This is a genomic window from Pseudoalteromonas sp. SA25, assembly GCF_011378705.1.
Lineage (GTDB): Bacteria > Pseudomonadota > Gammaproteobacteria > Enterobacterales > Alteromonadaceae > Pseudoalteromonas > Pseudoalteromonas arctica.
This window is the reverse complement of the sequence record NZ_WTKV01000024.1, coordinates 1-17,492: the sequence shown is the minus strand read 5'-3', so window position 1 is coordinate 17,492 and position 17,492 is coordinate 1. Positions and strand designations below refer to the sequence as shown.

The 17,492-nt window shown below is 40.6% G+C and carries 18 protein-coding genes and 2 rRNA genes; 8 read left to right on the top strand and 12 right to left on the bottom strand.

The window, feature by feature from the left end:
* Window positions 1-466: 466 nt before the first annotated feature.
* Complete coding sequence (gene lexA, locus GQR45_RS17215; protein WP_007584941.1) at window positions 467-1,084, bottom strand: transcriptional repressor LexA; 618 nt, start codon at window positions 1,082-1,084, stop codon at window positions 467-469.
* 167 nt (window positions 1,085-1,251) lie between these two features.
* Here lexA and GQR45_RS17210 point away from each other — a divergent pair, with 167 nt between their 5' ends.
* The gene (locus GQR45_RS17210; protein WP_007584940.1) at window positions 1,252-1,692 is read left to right on the top strand and encodes a PaaI family thioesterase; all 441 of its coding nucleotides are present in this window, start codon (window positions 1,252-1,254) and stop codon (window positions 1,690-1,692) included.
* Here the strand turns inward: GQR45_RS17210 and GQR45_RS17205 are convergent, their stop codons facing one another.
* Window positions 1,693-2,073, bottom strand: a complete 381-nt coding sequence (locus GQR45_RS17205) for a hypothetical protein (RefSeq protein WP_008138697.1) — start codon at window positions 2,071-2,073, stop codon at window positions 1,693-1,695.
* Between the two features lie 313 nt (window positions 2,074-2,386).
* Here GQR45_RS17205 and GQR45_RS17200 point away from each other — a divergent pair, with 313 nt between their 5' ends.
* Window positions 2,387-3,112 carry a membrane protein gene (locus GQR45_RS17200; protein WP_024591693.1) on the top strand — a complete coding sequence of 242 codons (726 nt, stop codon included), beginning with the start codon at window positions 2,387-2,389 and terminating at the stop codon, window positions 3,110-3,112.
* Between the two features lie 75 nt (window positions 3,113-3,187).
* Here GQR45_RS17200 and GQR45_RS17195 read toward each other — a convergent pair whose 3' ends face one another.
* Window positions 3,188-3,508: a chaperone modulator CbpM gene (locus GQR45_RS17195; RefSeq protein ID WP_007584937.1), complete on the bottom strand. Its 321-nt coding sequence runs from the start codon at window positions 3,506-3,508 to the stop codon at window positions 3,188-3,190.
* Window positions 3,508-4,476 carry a DnaJ C-terminal domain-containing protein gene (locus tag GQR45_RS17190; protein ID WP_007584935.1) on the bottom strand — a complete coding sequence of 323 codons (969 nt, stop codon included), beginning with the start codon at window positions 4,474-4,476 and terminating at the stop codon, window positions 3,508-3,510. The genes GQR45_RS17195 and GQR45_RS17190 overlap by 1 nt, the downstream gene beginning before the upstream one ends.
* Window positions 4,477-4,707: 231 nt before the next feature.
* Here GQR45_RS17190 and GQR45_RS17185 point away from each other — a divergent pair, with 231 nt between their 5' ends.
* The 3 genes from GQR45_RS17185 (at window position 4,708) to GQR45_RS17175 (ending at window position 7,436) form a co-directional block, all read left to right on the top strand.
* Window positions 4,708-5,361 carry an endonuclease gene (locus GQR45_RS17185; protein ID WP_033012759.1) on the top strand — a complete coding sequence of 218 codons (654 nt, stop codon included), beginning with the start codon at window positions 4,708-4,710 and terminating at the stop codon, window positions 5,359-5,361.
* A 99-nt stretch (window positions 5,362-5,460) separates the two neighbouring features.
* Window positions 5,461-7,065, top strand: a complete 1,605-nt coding sequence (locus tag GQR45_RS17180) for a S41 family peptidase (protein WP_165726584.1) — start codon at window positions 5,461-5,463, stop codon at window positions 7,063-7,065.
* The gene (locus GQR45_RS17175) at window positions 7,065-7,436 is read left to right on the top strand and encodes a hypothetical protein (protein WP_165726583.1); all 372 of its coding nucleotides are present in this window, start codon (window positions 7,065-7,067) and stop codon (window positions 7,434-7,436) included. Before GQR45_RS17180 ends, GQR45_RS17175 begins: the two co-directional genes overlap by 1 nt.
* Before the next feature lie 80 nt (window positions 7,437-7,516).
* Here GQR45_RS17175 and hmpA read toward each other — a convergent pair whose 3' ends face one another.
* Genes hmpA through GQR45_RS17160 form a run of 3 tightly spaced genes read right to left on the bottom strand, consistent with a single transcriptional unit; the run spans window position 7,517 to window position 10,220 of the window.
* Complete coding sequence (hmpA, locus tag GQR45_RS17170; RefSeq protein ID WP_165726582.1) at window positions 7,517-8,698, bottom strand: NO-inducible flavohemoprotein; 1,182 nt, start codon at window positions 8,696-8,698, stop codon at window positions 7,517-7,519.
* Window positions 8,699-8,718: 20 nt separating this feature from the next.
* The gene (locus GQR45_RS17165) at window positions 8,719-9,951 is read right to left on the bottom strand and encodes an NnrS family protein (RefSeq protein ID WP_165726581.1); all 1,233 of its coding nucleotides are present in this window, start codon (window positions 9,949-9,951) and stop codon (window positions 8,719-8,721) included.
* Entirely contained in the window at window positions 9,951-10,220 is a 270-nt protein-coding gene (locus GQR45_RS17160) for a hypothetical protein (RefSeq protein WP_007584928.1), read from the bottom strand. Before GQR45_RS17160 ends, GQR45_RS17165 begins: the two co-directional genes overlap by 1 nt.
* A gap of 160 nt (window positions 10,221-10,380) precedes the next feature.
* On the opposite strand from GQR45_RS17160, the gene norR reads away from it, so the two are divergent.
* Window positions 10,381-11,937: a nitric oxide reductase transcriptional regulator NorR gene (gene norR / locus GQR45_RS17155; protein WP_165726580.1), complete on the top strand. Its 1,557-nt coding sequence runs from the start codon at window positions 10,381-10,383 to the stop codon at window positions 11,935-11,937.
* A 32-nt stretch (window positions 11,938-11,969) separates the two neighbouring features.
* Here norR and GQR45_RS17150 read toward each other — a convergent pair whose 3' ends face one another.
* Window positions 11,970-12,869 (bottom strand): LysR family transcriptional regulator, encoded by a 900-nt coding sequence (locus GQR45_RS17150; RefSeq protein WP_165726579.1) that lies wholly within the window; start codon window positions 12,867-12,869, stop codon window positions 11,970-11,972.
* A gap of 119 nt (window positions 12,870-12,988) precedes the next feature.
* On the opposite strand from GQR45_RS17150, the gene GQR45_RS17145 reads away from it, so the two are divergent.
* Window positions 12,989-13,555, top strand: a complete 567-nt coding sequence (locus GQR45_RS17145) for an NAD(P)H-dependent oxidoreductase (protein ID WP_008138682.1) — start codon at window positions 12,989-12,991, stop codon at window positions 13,553-13,555.
* 21 nt (window positions 13,556-13,576) lie between these two features.
* On the opposite strand, the gene GQR45_RS17140 is transcribed toward GQR45_RS17145, so the two are convergent.
* Window positions 13,577-14,017: a TerB family tellurite resistance protein gene (locus tag GQR45_RS17140; protein ID WP_002959645.1), complete on the bottom strand. Its 441-nt coding sequence runs from the start codon at window positions 14,015-14,017 to the stop codon at window positions 13,577-13,579.
* Window positions 14,018-14,116: 99 nt separating this feature from the next.
* Between GQR45_RS17140 and GQR45_RS17135 the strand changes: the two genes are divergently transcribed.
* On the top strand, window positions 14,117-14,497 hold the full coding sequence (locus GQR45_RS17135) for a hypothetical protein (RefSeq protein ID WP_165726578.1): 381 nt from the start codon (window positions 14,117-14,119) through the stop codon (window positions 14,495-14,497).
* A 2-nt stretch (window positions 14,498-14,499) separates the two neighbouring features.
* Here GQR45_RS17135 and GQR45_RS17130 read toward each other — a convergent pair whose 3' ends face one another.
* From GQR45_RS17130 to GQR45_RS17120, 3 genes are all read right to left on the bottom strand, one after another.
* The gene (locus tag GQR45_RS17130; protein ID WP_024594707.1) at window positions 14,500-15,093 is read right to left on the bottom strand and encodes a hypothetical protein; all 594 of its coding nucleotides are present in this window, start codon (window positions 15,091-15,093) and stop codon (window positions 14,500-14,502) included.
* A gap of 735 nt (window positions 15,094-15,828) precedes the next feature.
* Window positions 15,829-15,943, bottom strand: a 5S ribosomal RNA gene (gene rrf / locus GQR45_RS17125).
* Window positions 15,944-16,094: 151 nt separating this feature from the next.
* Window positions 16,095-17,492, bottom strand: a 23S ribosomal RNA gene (locus tag GQR45_RS17120); the annotation flags it as partial.

Here is a 17,492-nt window from a genome sequence, read left to right as displayed (position 1 = left end):
GCTATTGCGAATGCAAAGCGAAGAGGCATACGGCTTAAACGCCAATTCGTTATTTTTATTTTTTTAGTCAATCTCATTTAATATTGATTGGTTTTGCTGCGCCAACAACGTGTTTGTGTATATTGTGTGTTCTCAAAACTAAAAAGCTGTGAGTTATTATTAGCTCAGCACATTAATAATTAGCTAAAAAATGAACAACAAGCAAGTTTTAGTATAAAAAACAATCAGGTGATATTGAGTAATTAATAAAAAATCAGTAACCAACTAGGTAATAGGAAGTTCAAAAGATGAGCAAAACAAAGGGGTTTAACGCATTCGGAGGGGGAAAATATAAGTGCAAAAAAGTTTACAGCTTAAATTGTCAGTGAGCTATTTATGCCCTATTTTTAGTGCGAATTTAAAACAGAAAATGCGTACTAATTAGTACGCATTTATAAAACTGCTTGTTTAAAAGCTATTTTTAAAGTCACATCCAATCAGCGTTTCTTATAACGCCAACGGCTAAGCCTTCAATATTAAAAGACTCATTCTCAAGATCTACTTCAATAGATTCAAAATCGTCGTTTTCAGCATGAAGTAATACTTTACGACCCGCTTTCTCAAGACGTTTTACAGTTACGTCTTCGTCTAGGCGGGCAACAACAACTTGCCCGTTTTCAGCGGTTTGAGTACGATGTACAGCAAGTAAATCACCATCCATAATACCAATATCTTTCATGCTCATACCGTTAACGCGTAGTAAAAAATCTGCAGCCGGTTTAAACATTAATGGATCGATTTTGCAGTGACTTTCAACGTGCTCTTGCGCCAAAATAGGTGAACCAGCAGCAACACGCCCTATAAGCGGTAAACCTAATTGTTCTGGCTCTTCTTCTTCAATTAACTGAATACCACGGCTTGCACCTGGTTTCATTTTAATTGCGCCTTTTTTAGCAAGTGCTTTTAAATGTTCTTCAGCAGCATTGGCACTTTTAAAACCTAATGTTTGCGCTATTTCAGCACGTGTAGGAGGCATACCAGTGTCTTTAATAAAAACTTTAATTAGTTCGAGTATTTGAGCTTGGCGGTTCGTTAATGGTCGCATACAACTGGTTTTCCATACAGTACATTTAACTGTGAGTATATACAGTTAAATAAAAATCGCAAATTTAAATTAAGCCTTAAAATAGCCAAAGTAATTTCACTTGTGTACATTTTAGGGATATAACTAAAGCTAGGTTTATAAATGATTAAAAAAGCAAAGGAGTCATTATGAGTATTTGGTACCAGCCCATCACTTTAGAGCTGTGCAAGCAGTTAGAACAAGGCATTGATGGCCAAGGAACATTAATGAAAACCATGGGAATAGAAGTCACTGAAATTGGTGATGATTACTTAGTAGCCACTATGCCGGCAATTCCTGAGCATCATAACCCAATGGGAATGGTTCACGGCGGTGCTAACGTTGTACTTGCCGAAACAGTTGCCAGCTATGCAGCTAACTTTGTTGTCGATTTTACAAAATTTTACTGCGTGGGGCAGGAAATTAGCGCAAGTCATTTAAAAGCATCTCGCAACGGCACTTTAACAGCAACGGCAAGAGCGTTTCATATTGGCAAACGTAGTTCAGTGTGGGAAATAAAAATTACAAATAGCCGCAATGAGCTGTGCTGCGTATCAAAAATGACCGCAGCAGTCGTAGAGCGAAGGTAGTTACTTTTCGATTGGGTAAATTGTAATTTCCATACCCGCACCAATCGCAGATATACGTAGTAATGTATCTGCATCTAAGGCTTGATTAAAGCACTTAGGGGAAGTGCCTGATTCAAAACCAATATCAAACGTTCTACGTGAACAGCTTAACCATTGCTTTAGCGCGTTACGCGAACACGATTCAATAAGCTCACATATATGGTTTATTGCTTTGTCAGGCGTGTTTACTACACCTGTTGCTTCAATACGCGCTAATTGACGGTATTCGTCTTTGTCATAATGTAAAATCGTCGCGACTTTTTTCAAGTCTGCCACTAGCAAACTAATATCTTGCTTTGATTCAAGCTCAAGATCTACATTTAAAAATTGAATTTCCGACATCGTTTCGTATTTATCCTCTAATAATTTCATTGCAAACTTTAACGCAGTTTTACCGTTATACCAAATCAACTATGCTCTATTAACCACTTTATATGGATATTTCGCAGCTTTTAAGTATTTTTTAGCGTTTAAAGCTAGCTGGATATCAAACACTCAGCTCAATTAAACAAATAAGTCATGTTAGCAATTTAAGTGTAATCTTTTTTATTTTTAAATGATTACAGTAAGCTATAGTTTAAACTGCGACAAAATGTCGCAGTAACTAATCCCATTAATGTAATAAACTAGCCTCTAAAAATAATAAGACTAAAACATGAATAAAAAAATATTTAAGTATGCTCGCAAGTTACATAAATGGCTCGGTTATTTGCTCACATTACAAATTTTAGCTTGGCTATTAGGCGGTTTAGTCATGAGCGCTATTCCTCTTGATAAAGTTCATGGGGAGCATCTTGCAACACGTACTCTTAATAACCCATTTACGCAGGCTGATTATGTTGCCTCCCTTAACGATATTGCATCTCAGGTGGTTAATCCAACACAAATAATTTTTGAGAACTTTTTAACCACACCTATAATTACAGTAATAAATAAAGATGAACAGCAAAGCTTTAACGGTATAACAGGCCGGCCTTTTGAGCCGCCAACTAAAATACAAATTACCGCAAATGCTAAAGCACACTTACTTATTGATGCTCAAGTGACAAGCGCTGTACTGCTAAAGCAAGGTATGCGAGAAGTTGGATATAAAACCAATGTTTGGCAGGTACAATTTGACGACACATTTAACACAACACTGTATTTGTCAGAAAATAACGGCAGAGTTGTCACCGTTCGCAGCACACTATGGCGAATTTTCGACTTTTTTTGGATGTTACATATTATGGATTACGATGAGCGAGAGGATTTTAATAATCCGCTGCTTATTAGTTTTGCAGCAACCAGCGTACTTTTTTGCCTAAGTGGAATATTACTACTTATGCAAAACATACGACTAAAACGATTTATCCGAATTAAAAGTAAGAATAAATCAAAGTAGTCATATTGGTTTTTAAGAACTAGCGCACTTTCACCAAAGAGTAAATAAGCCCTAGGAAGTACCCAAGGGCAGATTTTATTCCAAGTGTTTAAATCGACTCAAATGTCGCTTTAACATTTCGTTTTCGAAAATCAACTCATCACGCTCATCCAGCAATTGTAAAACTAAAGCTATTGCCGACCAATCTAACGAAAAGTCATGTTGAATACGGGCCGCTTTTTTAACTAAGGTCACTGCAGATACCGTAAATTGCCACTGCGTAACATGCTTCCCCTCAATTGGAACCGCAATATTGTGCTCAACTAGCTCATATAAAATTGCTTCGCTAATATCACTACTCAAACATAGCTCTTTGCTAGTAAGTAAATCATCTTTTTGTGTCACGATAATTTGCATTATGGCTTGCTCCAGTTATTACGGGGATCAAAGTGAGCTTTTTCGGCTAATTCTTCCCAAAGTTTTTTACTGGTATCATCAACAGATGTTGGATTAACAATTTTAAGCACAGCAAATAAATCACCTTTGGCTTTTTTACTCATTAATCCCTTACCTTTAATACGCAAGCGTTGACCAGACTGACTATTAGATGGAATAGTTAATTGGATTTTGCCTGCCAACGTAGGTAAATTTATTTTTGTACCAAGAGCCGCTTCCCATGGTGCAAGAGGGACGACTATATTTAGGTTATGACCTTCAACATCAAATAATGGGTGGGGCACTAAACTAATTTGTAAGTACAAGTCGCCATTTTGCCCGTTCGCTGACCCTAATCCGCCTTGCCCTTTTAGTCGAATTCGTTCGCCATTTACTGAGCCTGCGGGAATTTTCACTTTAAGTGATTTTTTAATTTCAGAGACACGACCACTACTATCTCGCTGCGGTAACATAAACTCAACAGGCTTAACGGTATCAACTAAAGTCTCTTCAAGAAAAATCGGGAACTCTATTTCCACATCTTGTCCTTTTTGCGCGCGAGCGGCGTTACTTCTGCTCTGCCCGGAACGATTGAATCCACCGGCGCCGCCAAACATTGAATTAACAAAATCAGAAAACTCTTGATCGGTTTGAGGATCGCTTTGCTGATAATTACTTTGCGATGAGGCATTGTTACCACCATAATTACCTTGCTGTTGACGAGCACGATTTTGTTGATGACGACGTAACTCGTCGTATTTAGTGCGTTCTTCTTTGTTATGAATGACTTCGTAAGCTTCTGCTATTTCTTTAAACTTATCTTCTGCTTGAGGCTCTTTGCTTACATCTGGGTGATATTTTCTGGCTAACTTTTTATAAGCTACTTTAACCGCTTTATCGTCTGCATCAGGCGATATTCCAAGCACTGCATAATAATCAACAAATTTCATTTGCAATCCAAATCCCCATATTGAGTAAGCTTTAAGCATACTCCTTAACGTATAATCTTGTGTGGTTAAAATACGATAAATAGTAAGAAATAAATGAATAGTGAAAATAACTTTGAATAAAAAATTAATCGGACACTTTTTAGTAATATAAGTGCAGGCCTTAAGTTAACTTTATCTTTTATCTTCAAGGCTTTAAACTGCCTGTTCCTGTAGTTCACATTTGTGATGGATATGACTCGATTTATTCTGGCCTTACTGGCTTGTTGTGTGTGCGTTTCGGTATCAGCCGAACAATTTACCCGTTTTTCAACGGCTAAAAGACATTTAATTAAAACCCTCCCTGACAACGCCAAAAGTATTTACTGCGGTTGTGATATTAAAAAAGAAGGCAAAAAACTCATTCCTGATCCTTCTAACTGTGGTTACATTCCTCGAAATACACTTACCCGCTCAGGCAAAGTAAATGTGCGAGCACTACGCATTGAGTGGGAACATATTGTTCCGGCGTGGGAATTTGGTCATCAGCTACAATGTTGGCAAGATGGCGGACGTAAAAACTGCCGTAAAGTAAGTGCTAAATTTAGAAAAATGGAAGCTGATATAAATAACTTAGCGCCAGCTATTGGCGAAATTAATGCCGATCGCTCTAATTATCGTTTTGGTATGCTTAGCGAAAACGCCACACAGTATGGTCGTTGCGAAGTAAAAGTAAACTTTAAGCAACGTGTAGTTGAACCGCCTGTCTATGCACGTAAACGTATAGCCGACACTTACGCTTACATGCAAAAAACATACGGTTTAAAAATCTCTGATAAACAGCAAAAGTTATTTAATGCGTGGAAAAAGCAAGCATTTGCAGATACAAGTAGTGCGAGCAAGCTCTAAGCTTTAACACTCATTTACATAAATCAAAGTTATAAATGTTGAATAAACGAGCGAGTGCTGTAACATTTTAAACAACTTATTTACAGGAAGTTCTTAACTATGTTTAAAAATAATAAAACCTCGCTTGCTATTTTTGCAGTGCTTTCGGGCTTTGCTTTAACAGGTTGTGGCGGCGGAGGCGGTATCGACTCAGCTCCTGTAGTTACAACACCTGTTAATAGCAGCCCAACATGGACAGCGGGGGTATTTGAACCCTCTAACGATTTAAAAAACTTTTGCGAAACCCCTCGTACGGGTAACGATCCCTTTAATAACAACAACCCCTACCCAGATCAAGCGGGTTCTGCCCTTTATGAAAAGCTTTGGCTTCGCTCTTGGAGCGACGAAACATACCTTTGGTATGATGAGATTGCCGATAACGACCCTGAAAGCTTTACAACAGTAGCCGATTACTTCGCTCAATTAAAAACAGAGCAGCTTACCGACTCAGGTGCAAAAAAAGATAACTTTCATTTTTCAGAACCTACTGAAGATTACTTTCAAGAAGCGCAATCGGGCGTTACTTCTGGTTACGGTATAAATTGGGCGTTTATTGGCGATACAGCCGATCGTATTTTACGCGTTGCTTATCTTGAAGATGATTCGCCTGCAAGCCAAATAGGCTTTCAACGTGGTGATACCGTACTTTCAGTTGACGGTGTTAGCATTAATACCAATACAGAGTCGGGTGTAGATACGCTTAACGAAGGTTTATTTAGTCCTACTAACGGCGACTCACATACTATTGTTGTACGCAGTAACGATGGCGCCGAAAAAACATTTAATGTAACCGCTGGTAATATTGAACAAACACCTGTTCAAAATGTTAAAACGATTACAACCGCAAATGGTTCAAGCGTGGGTTACATGCAATTTAATAGCCATATAAGCATTGCCCAAGAAGGGCTTATTGATGCGGTAAATAAGTTTAAAACCGATGGTATTGATGAGCTTGTAATCGACTTTAGATATAACGGTGGTGGTTTATTAGCACTGTCGGCACAATTAGCTTATATGGTTGCCGGTAATGCCAACGTTAACAACCGCTTTTATTATCAAACTCAACAAAACGATAAACAACCCGTTGATTCGCCCTTCCCATTTATTGATGAAGAAATAGATTACTCTACTTTTTTTAGCACAGGTGAAAACCTACCTGATTTAAACCTATCAAAGGTTTATGTATTAAGCACATCAGGCACCTGTTCGGCATCAGAAGCTTTTATTAATGGTTTAAAAGGTATAGACGCAGAAGTTATTTTAATTGGCGACACAACCTGCGGTAAGCCCTATGGCTTTACCCCAACTCATAACTGCGCAACAACCTATTACACTATTCAGTTTAGTGGCGTAAATAGCAAAGGATTTGGCGAATACGCTGCGGGTTTTACACCAACCCCTACTCCACAATTTGATGCTGATGTTCAAGGTTGTGAAATTGAGGACGACTTTGATCATCAGTTAGGTGACAGTGACGAGGCCGTTTTAGCCACCGCATTATTTCATGTTGAGAATGGCAGTTGTCCAGTTAGAACGGCTGCTGCAAAAGCAGAACCAGCTAATTTTTCAAGCTCTCGTGAATCTCTCATTCCTTTAAATATGCCGGTACAATTTACCCAGCGTAATATGGACTTAACTTGGCCAACGCTGGGTGAGGAAAGGTAATGGCTAAATTATTACTCCCATTAGCCACCTTACTCGCTTTAGGCGGATGCCAAAGTGTAGATAGTGAGCCTGCTAAACCCGCTATATTAACGAGCGTTAATCCCAGCGTTATTACAACACTACAACAGGCAATTCAACAAGTTAAGGGAGGCACATTAGTAACACTTGCCGATTCGGTATTTACTAAACGTAGCGAACTGCTAATTGATCATGCAATGAGTAAAGGGTCTGATGGCAGAGTAATTATGGGCGCGCATAATATAAAATCTGAGAAGTTTATTTTGCAACTACGTAATAACCAATGCGAGCTTTACTATCCTAAAAAAGAGCTTACTACAGTACTTGAAGGTGTTACCTGTAAAGAGTTATAAGGCACTTTATTAATGTTTATAAATTAATAAAAAAGGCGCGCAGCATATCGCTGCGCGCCTTTTTCTATTTTAAAGCGTTATTACAAGTCTTGATGCGGACCAAACACTTCATAATGAATCTGCTCGTTTTTAACACCTAACTCAAGTAACTGGTTTTTTATAAATGCCATAAAACCGGCAGGACCACATAAGTAAAAGTCACCACTACTCAATGGTAGCTGTGCTTGTACTGCGTTTAGGTTCATTAACCCAGTAAAGTCAGCGCCCTCTGTCGCTTGGTTAAACCACGTCATTGTTTGTAAGCGGTTATAAACTGCATTTAACTCATTTAAATATTTTGAAAACGAATGCTGCTGAGTATTTTCGCAGGCATGTAAATACATAATCTCTTGATTAGAGTTGTCACTTAATAACGTTTCAAGCATAGCCAGCATTGGCGTTTGCCCAACACCTGCTGAAATGAGTACCGCTGGACTTGTATTATTACGTAAAAAGAAGTCTCCTGCCGGCGGGTATAGCTCAACAATAGTGCCTTGCTCTAATGAGTGTAAATGATTAGACACCATGCCAGGCTTTGGCTGTAGCTCTTTTTTAACACTAATACGGTAGTTTTTAGCGTTACTTTTTTGCGAAATAGAATATTGGCGAATTTCTTCATATTCAGCGCCCTCTGGCTTAACTTTAATACCTAAATACTGCCCTGGTTTATGTGTAATAACAGCTTCGCCATCAACTGGCGTAAGTGTAAAGCTCGTTACTAGTTCTGATTCAGCCTGTTTGTTGGTTATTTCAAATTGGCGAGTTCCCGCCCAACCACCGTGTTTATTTTTACTGTGCTCATACAAAGCAGCTTCTTCGGTTATACAAATATCAGCAAGTACGCCGTAAGCTTCGCGCCAGGCGTATTCAACATCGGGAGTAAATTGATCAGGAAGAAGCTCTTTAAGCGTACCAATTAAGTGTGCACCTACAATAGGGTAATGCTCAGGTAAAATATTCAAGCTTGTATGCTTATGATTAATACGTGTTAGCGCTTCTTTTAATACGGCTAAATTATCAATATTTTGTGCATACGCAGCCAATGCATTAAAAAGTGCAAATTGCTGACGACCTGTATCTTGATTCGCCATATTAAAAATATTTTTAAGCTCAGGATTATGGCTAAATAAACGCTTATAAAAATGATCGGTAACAACCGTACCCGCCTGCGCTAATAACGGAACTGTGCTTTTTACAATCTCAATGGTTTTATCAGATAACATATGTGTTTCCTATGGATGAACTAACCACGACGCCCATCAACACGACGCCGCGTTAATATAGGTGTGCAGTGAATTAAAAATAATGAAAAAGCCACTAACCACAGCACAGCACTTATTTGCCAAGCAAGGTGAGGCCCAATAATAAAAGGGAGTAATGAACGAGTAATAGCGGCCACAAGCAAAAACGCAAAAGCAACAGCCATGTAATGAGGAATAGCGAGTGTACGCCCTGTATGACCATGTGATACACGCGTCATCATTGCTAAAATCATCATACCTATTGTGCCAATAGTGATTAAGTGCAGCGCATCTTTAAATTGTATTGCACTGCTATAAAAGCTAGATGCAACCATCATTAACCCTACGCCTAACGCTAAGTAGGAAAAATGTAAAGACCATAACAACGGCACTCTCAATACCTTGCTATCCCACCAAAAACCAGCCCTGACCAGGTGAAGCGCAGCAACAGTTGCAACAACTAACGCAGGATTAATCGTGTTCAAAAACAACTTGTTGATGAAAAATAAAGTGATAGCCAAAATAGATAAATACATCACCGCTTTATCTATTTTAGGAGTGCGAACTTGTGCGGTTAAACCTAGACCTTTAGCGGTAAAAAATGGTAAAACGCGACCCGCAACAATGCCAACTAGTAAAGTAATTACCAGTACTGCGGTATCAACCACACCAAGTGCAAGCTGCATGTTTTGTTTTAAAACAAGTATTAAATACAATACATTGAGCCCACAAAGCACAGCTAAAATAGCTAAAAACGGATAGTTACTTTTGCTATTGGCTTTTAATAACATATTAGCCAGTACTGCTATGGCGCCTAGCCACCAAATAACTTGTAATGTAAGTGCAGCATATAAATTAAAATGAGCAATATCAGGCAATATCACAAAAAAGGCTAAGCGCGCTGCAAGCCATATAAACGTAAGCCACATAAGGGCTTTGCCACTTATGCTCGGTACGCCTGTCCACGTCTGTGCAGCGGTAAGTAAAAAGCCAACAGCTACAACTCCTGCAAAGCCAAACAGCATTTCGTGCGCGTGCCATAATGTCGCAGGTATCGATAAGTGCCAACTTGCATGGCCTGTTAGAATAAGTAGCCAATACCCCACTGACAAAAATGCCAATAAGCCACCGCCCAAAAAGAAAGGTCTAAAAGCGAGCATCCATAACGGCCATTGAGATACTTGATGAATAGCAACGCGTGCTGGCATTGGCTCAGTTAAGTTTATAGGGCGCATTATCGTACCTCCTGCCCTAAACCATGTTGTGCAACACAGCGCAGCACGTAACTTACTTTTAAAATAGCAGCAATAACAATAGTGCCAATATGAGCTGATACTTGCACCGCCATGGAAAAGTACTCAGCAAACGGGTAGCTAATTAAAATACTTGCCGTAATACACACTAAACTCACAGCTAATGCAGTATTGGCAGCAAATAATACTGTTTCGTATAGTGAACTAAACTGTGTTTGATTATTTAAATTATTCAGCATTAGTGTGTTCATGGCGATCTCTGTAACTAACTACGTTACTTAGCTATTACACATACTGTGCCAACAAATTTATTCAATTAAATTCAACAAGTTAAATTAAACCACTTTACACTATGAGTCTTTATGACCTACTATAAATTGACTCATAAAAACTCGAATAGGTCATTTTGACATGAATCAGCAATTCAACCTTACACAAGTTGCTCTAGAGCTTGCTCAAAGTACACTACACGAGCATAGCTTTGATCAATTACTAGCAACGGTTGAGCGGGTGATTCCTAGTGATGCAAGTGCGTTATTAGTGCTTCAGGGCGAGCAATTAAAACCACTGGCAATTAAAGGGTTAATGTCCGACAGCCTTGGCAGACGATTTAAAATAGTAGAACACCCTCGCCTAGAAGCTATTTGCAAAAGCACACTCGCGCTTCAATTTGCGCACGACTGCCCACTACCCGATCCATACGATGGATTGCTATTAGCTAAAACCGGCGACATACCGGTACATGCATGTTTAGGTTTACCTCTTTATGATAAAAACGCGCTACTTGGCGTACTTACGTTTGATAGCCTTAACGCTAATGCATTTAACAGCATAAGCGCTGATACACTCAATACTTTACAAACGCTGTGTAGTGCGCACTTTAAAACGGCCTTAGAACTTGCCCACTACAAACAGCATGCACAGCACTCAAGTGCATTAGTACAAGAACTAAATCGTGAAGCATTAACACGTGACGGCGGTGAAATTATTGGTCAAAGCCCGTTAATGCAAACACTTAAAAACGACATTAAACTCGTTGCAGCATCTAACTTTAGCGTGCTTATATTAGGTGAAACAGGGGTAGGGAAAGAACTTGTTGCGCGTAATATTCACTTAAATTCAGCTCGTAAAGATCAACCGCTTATTCACTTAAATTGCGCCTCACTTCCCGAAAGCCTTGCTGAAAGTGAATTTTTTGGTCATGCGAAAGGGGCTTTTACAGGCGCACAAAATTCGCGCCAAGGTAAATTTCAATTAGCTGATGGCGGTACATTATTTTTAGATGAAATTGGCGAACTGCCCCTTGCCATGCAAAGTAAACTATTACGAGTGCTACAAAGCGGCGAAATACAAACGGTAGGAGAAGACACGCCAAAATACGTAGATGTACGCGTCGTTGCTGCAACCAACAGAAATTTAAAAGAAGAAGTAGCTCAAGGTCGCTTTAGAGCCGATTTATACCATCGCCTCAGTGTCTACCCTATTACTGTGCCACCACTTAGTAAACGCGAGCACGACATAACACTCTTAGCTGGTTATTTTATTGAGCAAACAGCCCGTAAATTAGGGATAAAACAATTAAAACTAAGCCCCGAAGCGCAAGCATTGCTTAATCAGTACAACTGGCCAGGTAACGTTCGCGAGCTTGAACATGTCATTAGCCGCAGCGCCCTAAAAGCAAAACAAAGCCAATGGCAAAATCCAATAATAACCATTACAAGCGAGCACTGTGACTTAACACCGAGTGCGCTGCAACCCCCTATAGCAGAGAGCCGAAGTACAGCGAACGCCTTAATCAACCAACCTTTAAAACAAGCTGTAGAATCGTTGCAATACAACATAATTACCGAGCAATTAAAACAGCATAACTACAACTGGTCGGCAGTAGCAAGAGTACTTGAATTAGATAGAGCAAACTTAGTACGCTTGGCTAAACGCCTAGGAATAGAAGTAAAAAAAACACTATAATCATTTAAAACACAGCTAAAATGCTGCTAAAGCTATTGATTAGCAGCTAACTTACTAAAATGTGTTTTTAACAACCCTGCAAAAGCTTGCACTTTAGCAGTGCGATGCACTAAGTGATGCGTGACTAACCATACATCGGTAGGCCAGCTTAACTCACTGTGCAATATAGGCACTAAATCAGGATATTGCGCCGCTACGTCATGCTGTAATCCGCCAATGCCTAGCCCTTTAATGATTGCACGAGTCGCTTCTGCGGTTTCAGATACTCGCAGCTTAATTTGCGATGCAGGAATATGTTCATCAGCCCATGAAAAATAAGGCACGCGGGCATTAAAACCTACCACGCCCGATACAAAATTATGTTGTTGTAAATCACTTAATAATTTAGGCATACCGTACTTATTAATGTAACGTTTATTAGCGTATAAACCCGATGAAAGCTGCGCCAAATGCTGAGCAATATAATCGCCTTCATCAGGTCTTGGGCCTGCACGCACTGCAATGTGTGCTTGTCCGTGATCGAGCCTTAGCCTTTTTTGTTCTAAAATGACCTCAAGCTGCACTTGTGGATGTAGCGCCTGAAATTGCTCACAGACATCACCAAGTATATCCATAAAGCCACTTACTGTCGTTAGCAACAAACTACCTCTAAGGGTGCTATCGGCTGCTACTATATCGTTATGTAACTGCTCTAAGGAGCTATGGATTGTTTGTGCTGTTGCAAATAACTTGGTGCCAATTTCAGTAACCTTGTAGCCACGAGCATGGCGATGAAAAAGCCGTGCATTTAAGTTTTCTTCAAGATTATTAATGCGTCTAAGCACTGTGCTGTGGTGCACATTAAGCTCCTCGGCCGCTGCTGTCAGCGTGCCTAACCGTGCTACTTCAAACGCAACTTTAACATCTTGCCAATCTTCAAATTTTATCGCCATGCTGCCTACCTTTTACTTATGTGCATATACGCACATAAGTGTTGCGTTTATTAGGGTTTTCTACAAGTGAAATTTTGCTACATTAGTCATGTAACTTAAAACATTAAAAGGCCACTACCATGTCAGCACCAAAAATTATCGCCCTAGCTGGAAGCCTTCGCCAAGAAAGCTTTAATCAAAAAATTATTAATGAGGCAGCACGTTTTGCTCTACAAACAGGTGCTGAAGTAGAAGTAATAAAACTAAACGAATTAAACATCCCACTATTTAACGAAGATATTGAAGCGCAAGGTACACCTAGCGATGTACAGCTTTTAAAAGATAAGCTACGTACAGCCGACGGTATTTTACTAGCAAGCCCAGAGTACAACGGCTCTATTACCGCAGCACTAAAAAATGCGATTGATTGGGCATCGCGTACAGAGCAAGGTGCTGTTCCTGCTTTTCGTAATAAAGTGGTTGCTTTGTTTGCAGCATCGCCTGGTGGGCTTGGCGGCTTACGCGGTTTAAATCATGTGCGTGATATATTAAGCGGCATTGGATCGTTAGTACTTGCCGATCAACTTGCAGTACCCGCTGTGCACACACTGTTTAATGAGAATGGGCAAATAAATGAACCTGTAACGGCTGAAAAAGTATCAGCCCTCGCTCATCAGTTAGTAAGCGTTGCAAGTAAGTTAAGATAACTTGCACGCCTAAATAACTAATTACTTTGTCGCTGCTATTTTGGCGGCGATAAAGTCGGTATGCGTTACATATAAAAGCCCTGCTACTTTACGTATAACGTAGTCTTCTTGGGGATCTATTTCTCCATCGGCATACGCTAAGCGCCATAATAATTCTATTATTTCTATTCGCTGCGCCGCACTACAGTGCTCATTAATCTGTTTTGAAAACTGAAAGTAATCTATCGAATCATCTAAGCTACTTGCCGCATTATTAGTAAGCTCATTAACCTCAGTGTCTGTTAAATTAAAGTACTTTTTTAAGGTTACAGTCAGGGTTCGTTGTTCATCATGTTCAAGCTTGGTATCTGCGCGCATAACTTCAATTAATAATGCAGCAACCGCTGTTTTTAAATCGTGCTCTTGCATACTTGGCTGCTGTTCATCGAATACAGCAAAAAGTTGTTTTATTTGTTTGAACATCACACTTTCCCTTTTTGGGTGTTAGACTAATACGTAAAGAAATCGACCTTATTACTCTTATTAATGGGTATAAAGTTCGCAAATTAAAGGATACATTTTATGAAAGGAATAAACGCACCACGCTTATTTATAGGCGCTACACTGGTGGCCCTTTCAAGTGCAAATACTGCACTTGCTGAAAAAGCCGAAACAGAGAAGCTCTACGACTTTGACAACAAAGTGCATTACTACCAAACCAAAATTGGCGAAGACAACTATAAAATAGAAATCCAGTCAGACGATTACAAACACTTTACCAATCAAAGTGTATTTTTATTACGCCATGCGGACCGTCTATGCCGCGGCAATACCTTTATGTTGAAAATACTTGAAGGCGTGCAAGAGTACGAGCGCTTTCCAACAAAACCACGCGCTTACCAACCAGATTTAAGTGTTTTACTCCAATGCGAAACTAAAGAAGATACAAGTAAGGGTAAGTAACCTTAGTCTTTATAACCCCAAGGTGCTGATGGTGGAGTAATCGGTTTAGTTAAATCAAAATCCACCTTAAACTCACGTCCTTGGCGAATTAATCGATAAGTAAATACTTCTGGGTAAATATACATTTGCCATGTATTACCTACAGACTGCGCAAGACCTTGTTTTACAAATAACTCTTTAGAGTATTGGTCTGCTGGAAACGACTGTATCTGCGCAGACCCTGCATCAAGCGTATGGCCACCATACATAGTTGATGCGTCGTCTGTTCCATCTTTATGACGATGATCGTGCTTTAAACTCAAGCCGCTACCCGTTTTAGTTATGATCCACGTACGTGATGCATCGTCTCCTACATGAAACGGTACTTGTAACTCAGTCTCACTACATTTACGTACATGCATAACCAGTTTTTTATCTGTAAATGAGCTTGGGCCTTTCGCGTTATCTACCGCTACTTCACCTTCAAAAGCTTTACCGCAATGCGCTGCAATACTATTAAAAAAGGCATCATGAGTAGGAATAGACACTAACGGTGCAGGGCGTGCAAAAGCTGTCGATGAAGCAACTATTAAAGTTGCTGCAGTTAATAATTTCATTTGTTTCTCGTTATAGTTATTTTAAAACACCTGTAATAGTACAGTTTTCTTAAGTACTTTATTAGAAGTATCTATATAAAACTGAGAACAGGACAACTAGATAAAATTTTAAGTAATGCTTAACGACTAAATATCTCTGCACTCATTAACAATCCTACTTTTATAAATATTAATTGCACACTCCTAGATGTGATTTTAACGTCGGGAGTCGCTACGCTCGAACGACCTACGTGATGGGTGTTGGTATGAGTATGTGTTAACTGCGCACATTTCACTTTTCTGGAGATGTAAAAAAGCCCGACTATTTCTAGTCGGGCCCTCTACAATTTGAAGTCGGTGCGCTACGCAGTAGGATGTCGTAGTGACCACAGCGGTGGAGAGCCACAGTGAAATGCTACACTCTCTTTGTGTCAGGGCGGCCTTCAATGGGTCTCGCCTTCGAGCTGTTTCGTTTCACTACTGAGTTCGGCATGGGCTCTTGGCTATTTACTAAATCCCAGACAGCAAAAAACCCGTCACATTTCTGTAACGGGTTTCTTTAATTTGAAGCCTGGTAATGTCGTAGTGCCCACAGCGGTAGAAAGTCACATAGCAAATGCTACACTATCGTTGGCCGGGGCTCGCCTTCGAGCTGTTTGGTTCACTACTTAGTTCGGCATGGGCTATTGGCTATTTATTAAATCCCAGACAGCAAAAAACCCGTCACATTGCTGTAACGGGTTTCTTTAATTTGAAGCCTGGTAATGTCCTACTTTCACATAGCAAATGCTACACTATCATCGGCGCTGTTTCGTTTCACTACTGAGTTCGGCATGGAATCAGGTGGGTCCAAAACGCTATTGTCACCAAGCAAATTTGGGCGTTAATTCGTATCGCTACGCACTAACTGAATTTGGAAAATATCTGATAATATTTTTTAAGTCTTTCTTAAGTAATATCTACTTTAGTCATATTAACTTCTTCGCTTGTTTCACTATCACATAAAACGCGTTTGGCGTTGTATGGTTAAGCCTCACGGGTAATTAGTACAAGTTAGCTTAATGGCTCACACCACTTCCACATCTTGCCTATCAACGTTGTAGTCTTCAACGGCCCTTCAGAGACTTTAAAAGTCTAGTGAGAACTCATCTCGAGGCCTGCTTCGCGCTTAGATGCTTTCAGCGCTTATCAGTTCCGAACGTAGCTACCGGGCAATGCCATTGGCATGACAACCCGAACACCAGCGGTTCGTTCACTCCGGTCCTCTCGTACTAGGAGCAACCCCTCTCAATTCTCAAACGCCCACGGCAGATAGGGACCGAACTGTCTCACGACGTTCTAAACCCAGCTCGCGTACCACTTTAAATGGCGAACAGCCATACCCTTGGGACCGACTTCAGCCCCAGGATGTGATGAGCCGACATCGAGGTGCCAAACACCGCCGTCGATATGAACTCTTGGGCGGTATCAGCCTGTTATCCCCGGAGTACCTTTTATCCGTTGAGCGATGGCCCTTCCATTCAGAACCACCGGATCACTATGACCTACTTTCGTACCTGCTCGACGTGTCTGTCTCGCAGTTAAGCTGGCTTCTACCATTACACTAACCGTACGATGTCCGACCGTACTTAGCCAACCTTCGTGCTCCTCCGTTACTCTTTAGGAGGAGACCGCCCCAGTCAAACTACCCACCAGGCACTGTCCGTAACCCCGATTCAGGGGCCAACGTTAGAACATCAAAACTACAAGGGTGGTATTTCAAGGTTGACTCCACAACAACTAGCGTCGCTGCTTCAAAGTCTCCCACCTATCCTACACATGTAGGTTCAATGTTCAGTGCCAAGCTGTAGTAAAGGTTCACGGGGTCTTTCCGTCTAGCCGCGGGTACACAGCATCTTCACTGCGATTTCAATTTCACTGAGTCTCGGGTGGAGACAGCGTGGCCATGGTTACACCATTCGTGCAGGTCGGAACTTACCCGACAAGGAATTTCGCTACCTTAGGACCGTTATAGTTACGGCCGCCGTTTACCGGGGCTTCGATCAAGAGCTTCTCCCTAAGGATAACCCCATCAATTAACCTTCCGGCACCGGGCAGGTGTCACACCGTATACGTCATCTTGCGATTTTGCACAGTGCTGTGTTTTTAATAAACAGTCCCAGCCACCTGGTCACTGCGGCTCCCGTCCGCTTAGAGAGCAAGTCTCATCACAGATAGGAGCGTACCTTCTCCCGAAGTTACGGTACGATTTTGCCTAGTTCCTTCACCCGAGTTCTCTCAAGCGCCTTAGTATTCTCTACCTGACCACCTGTGTCGGTTTGGGGTACGATTCCATATAATCTGAAGCTTAGAGGCTTTTCCTGGAAGTATGGCATCAGCAACTTCATCACCGTAGTGACTCGTCTCGTGTCTCAGGTTTA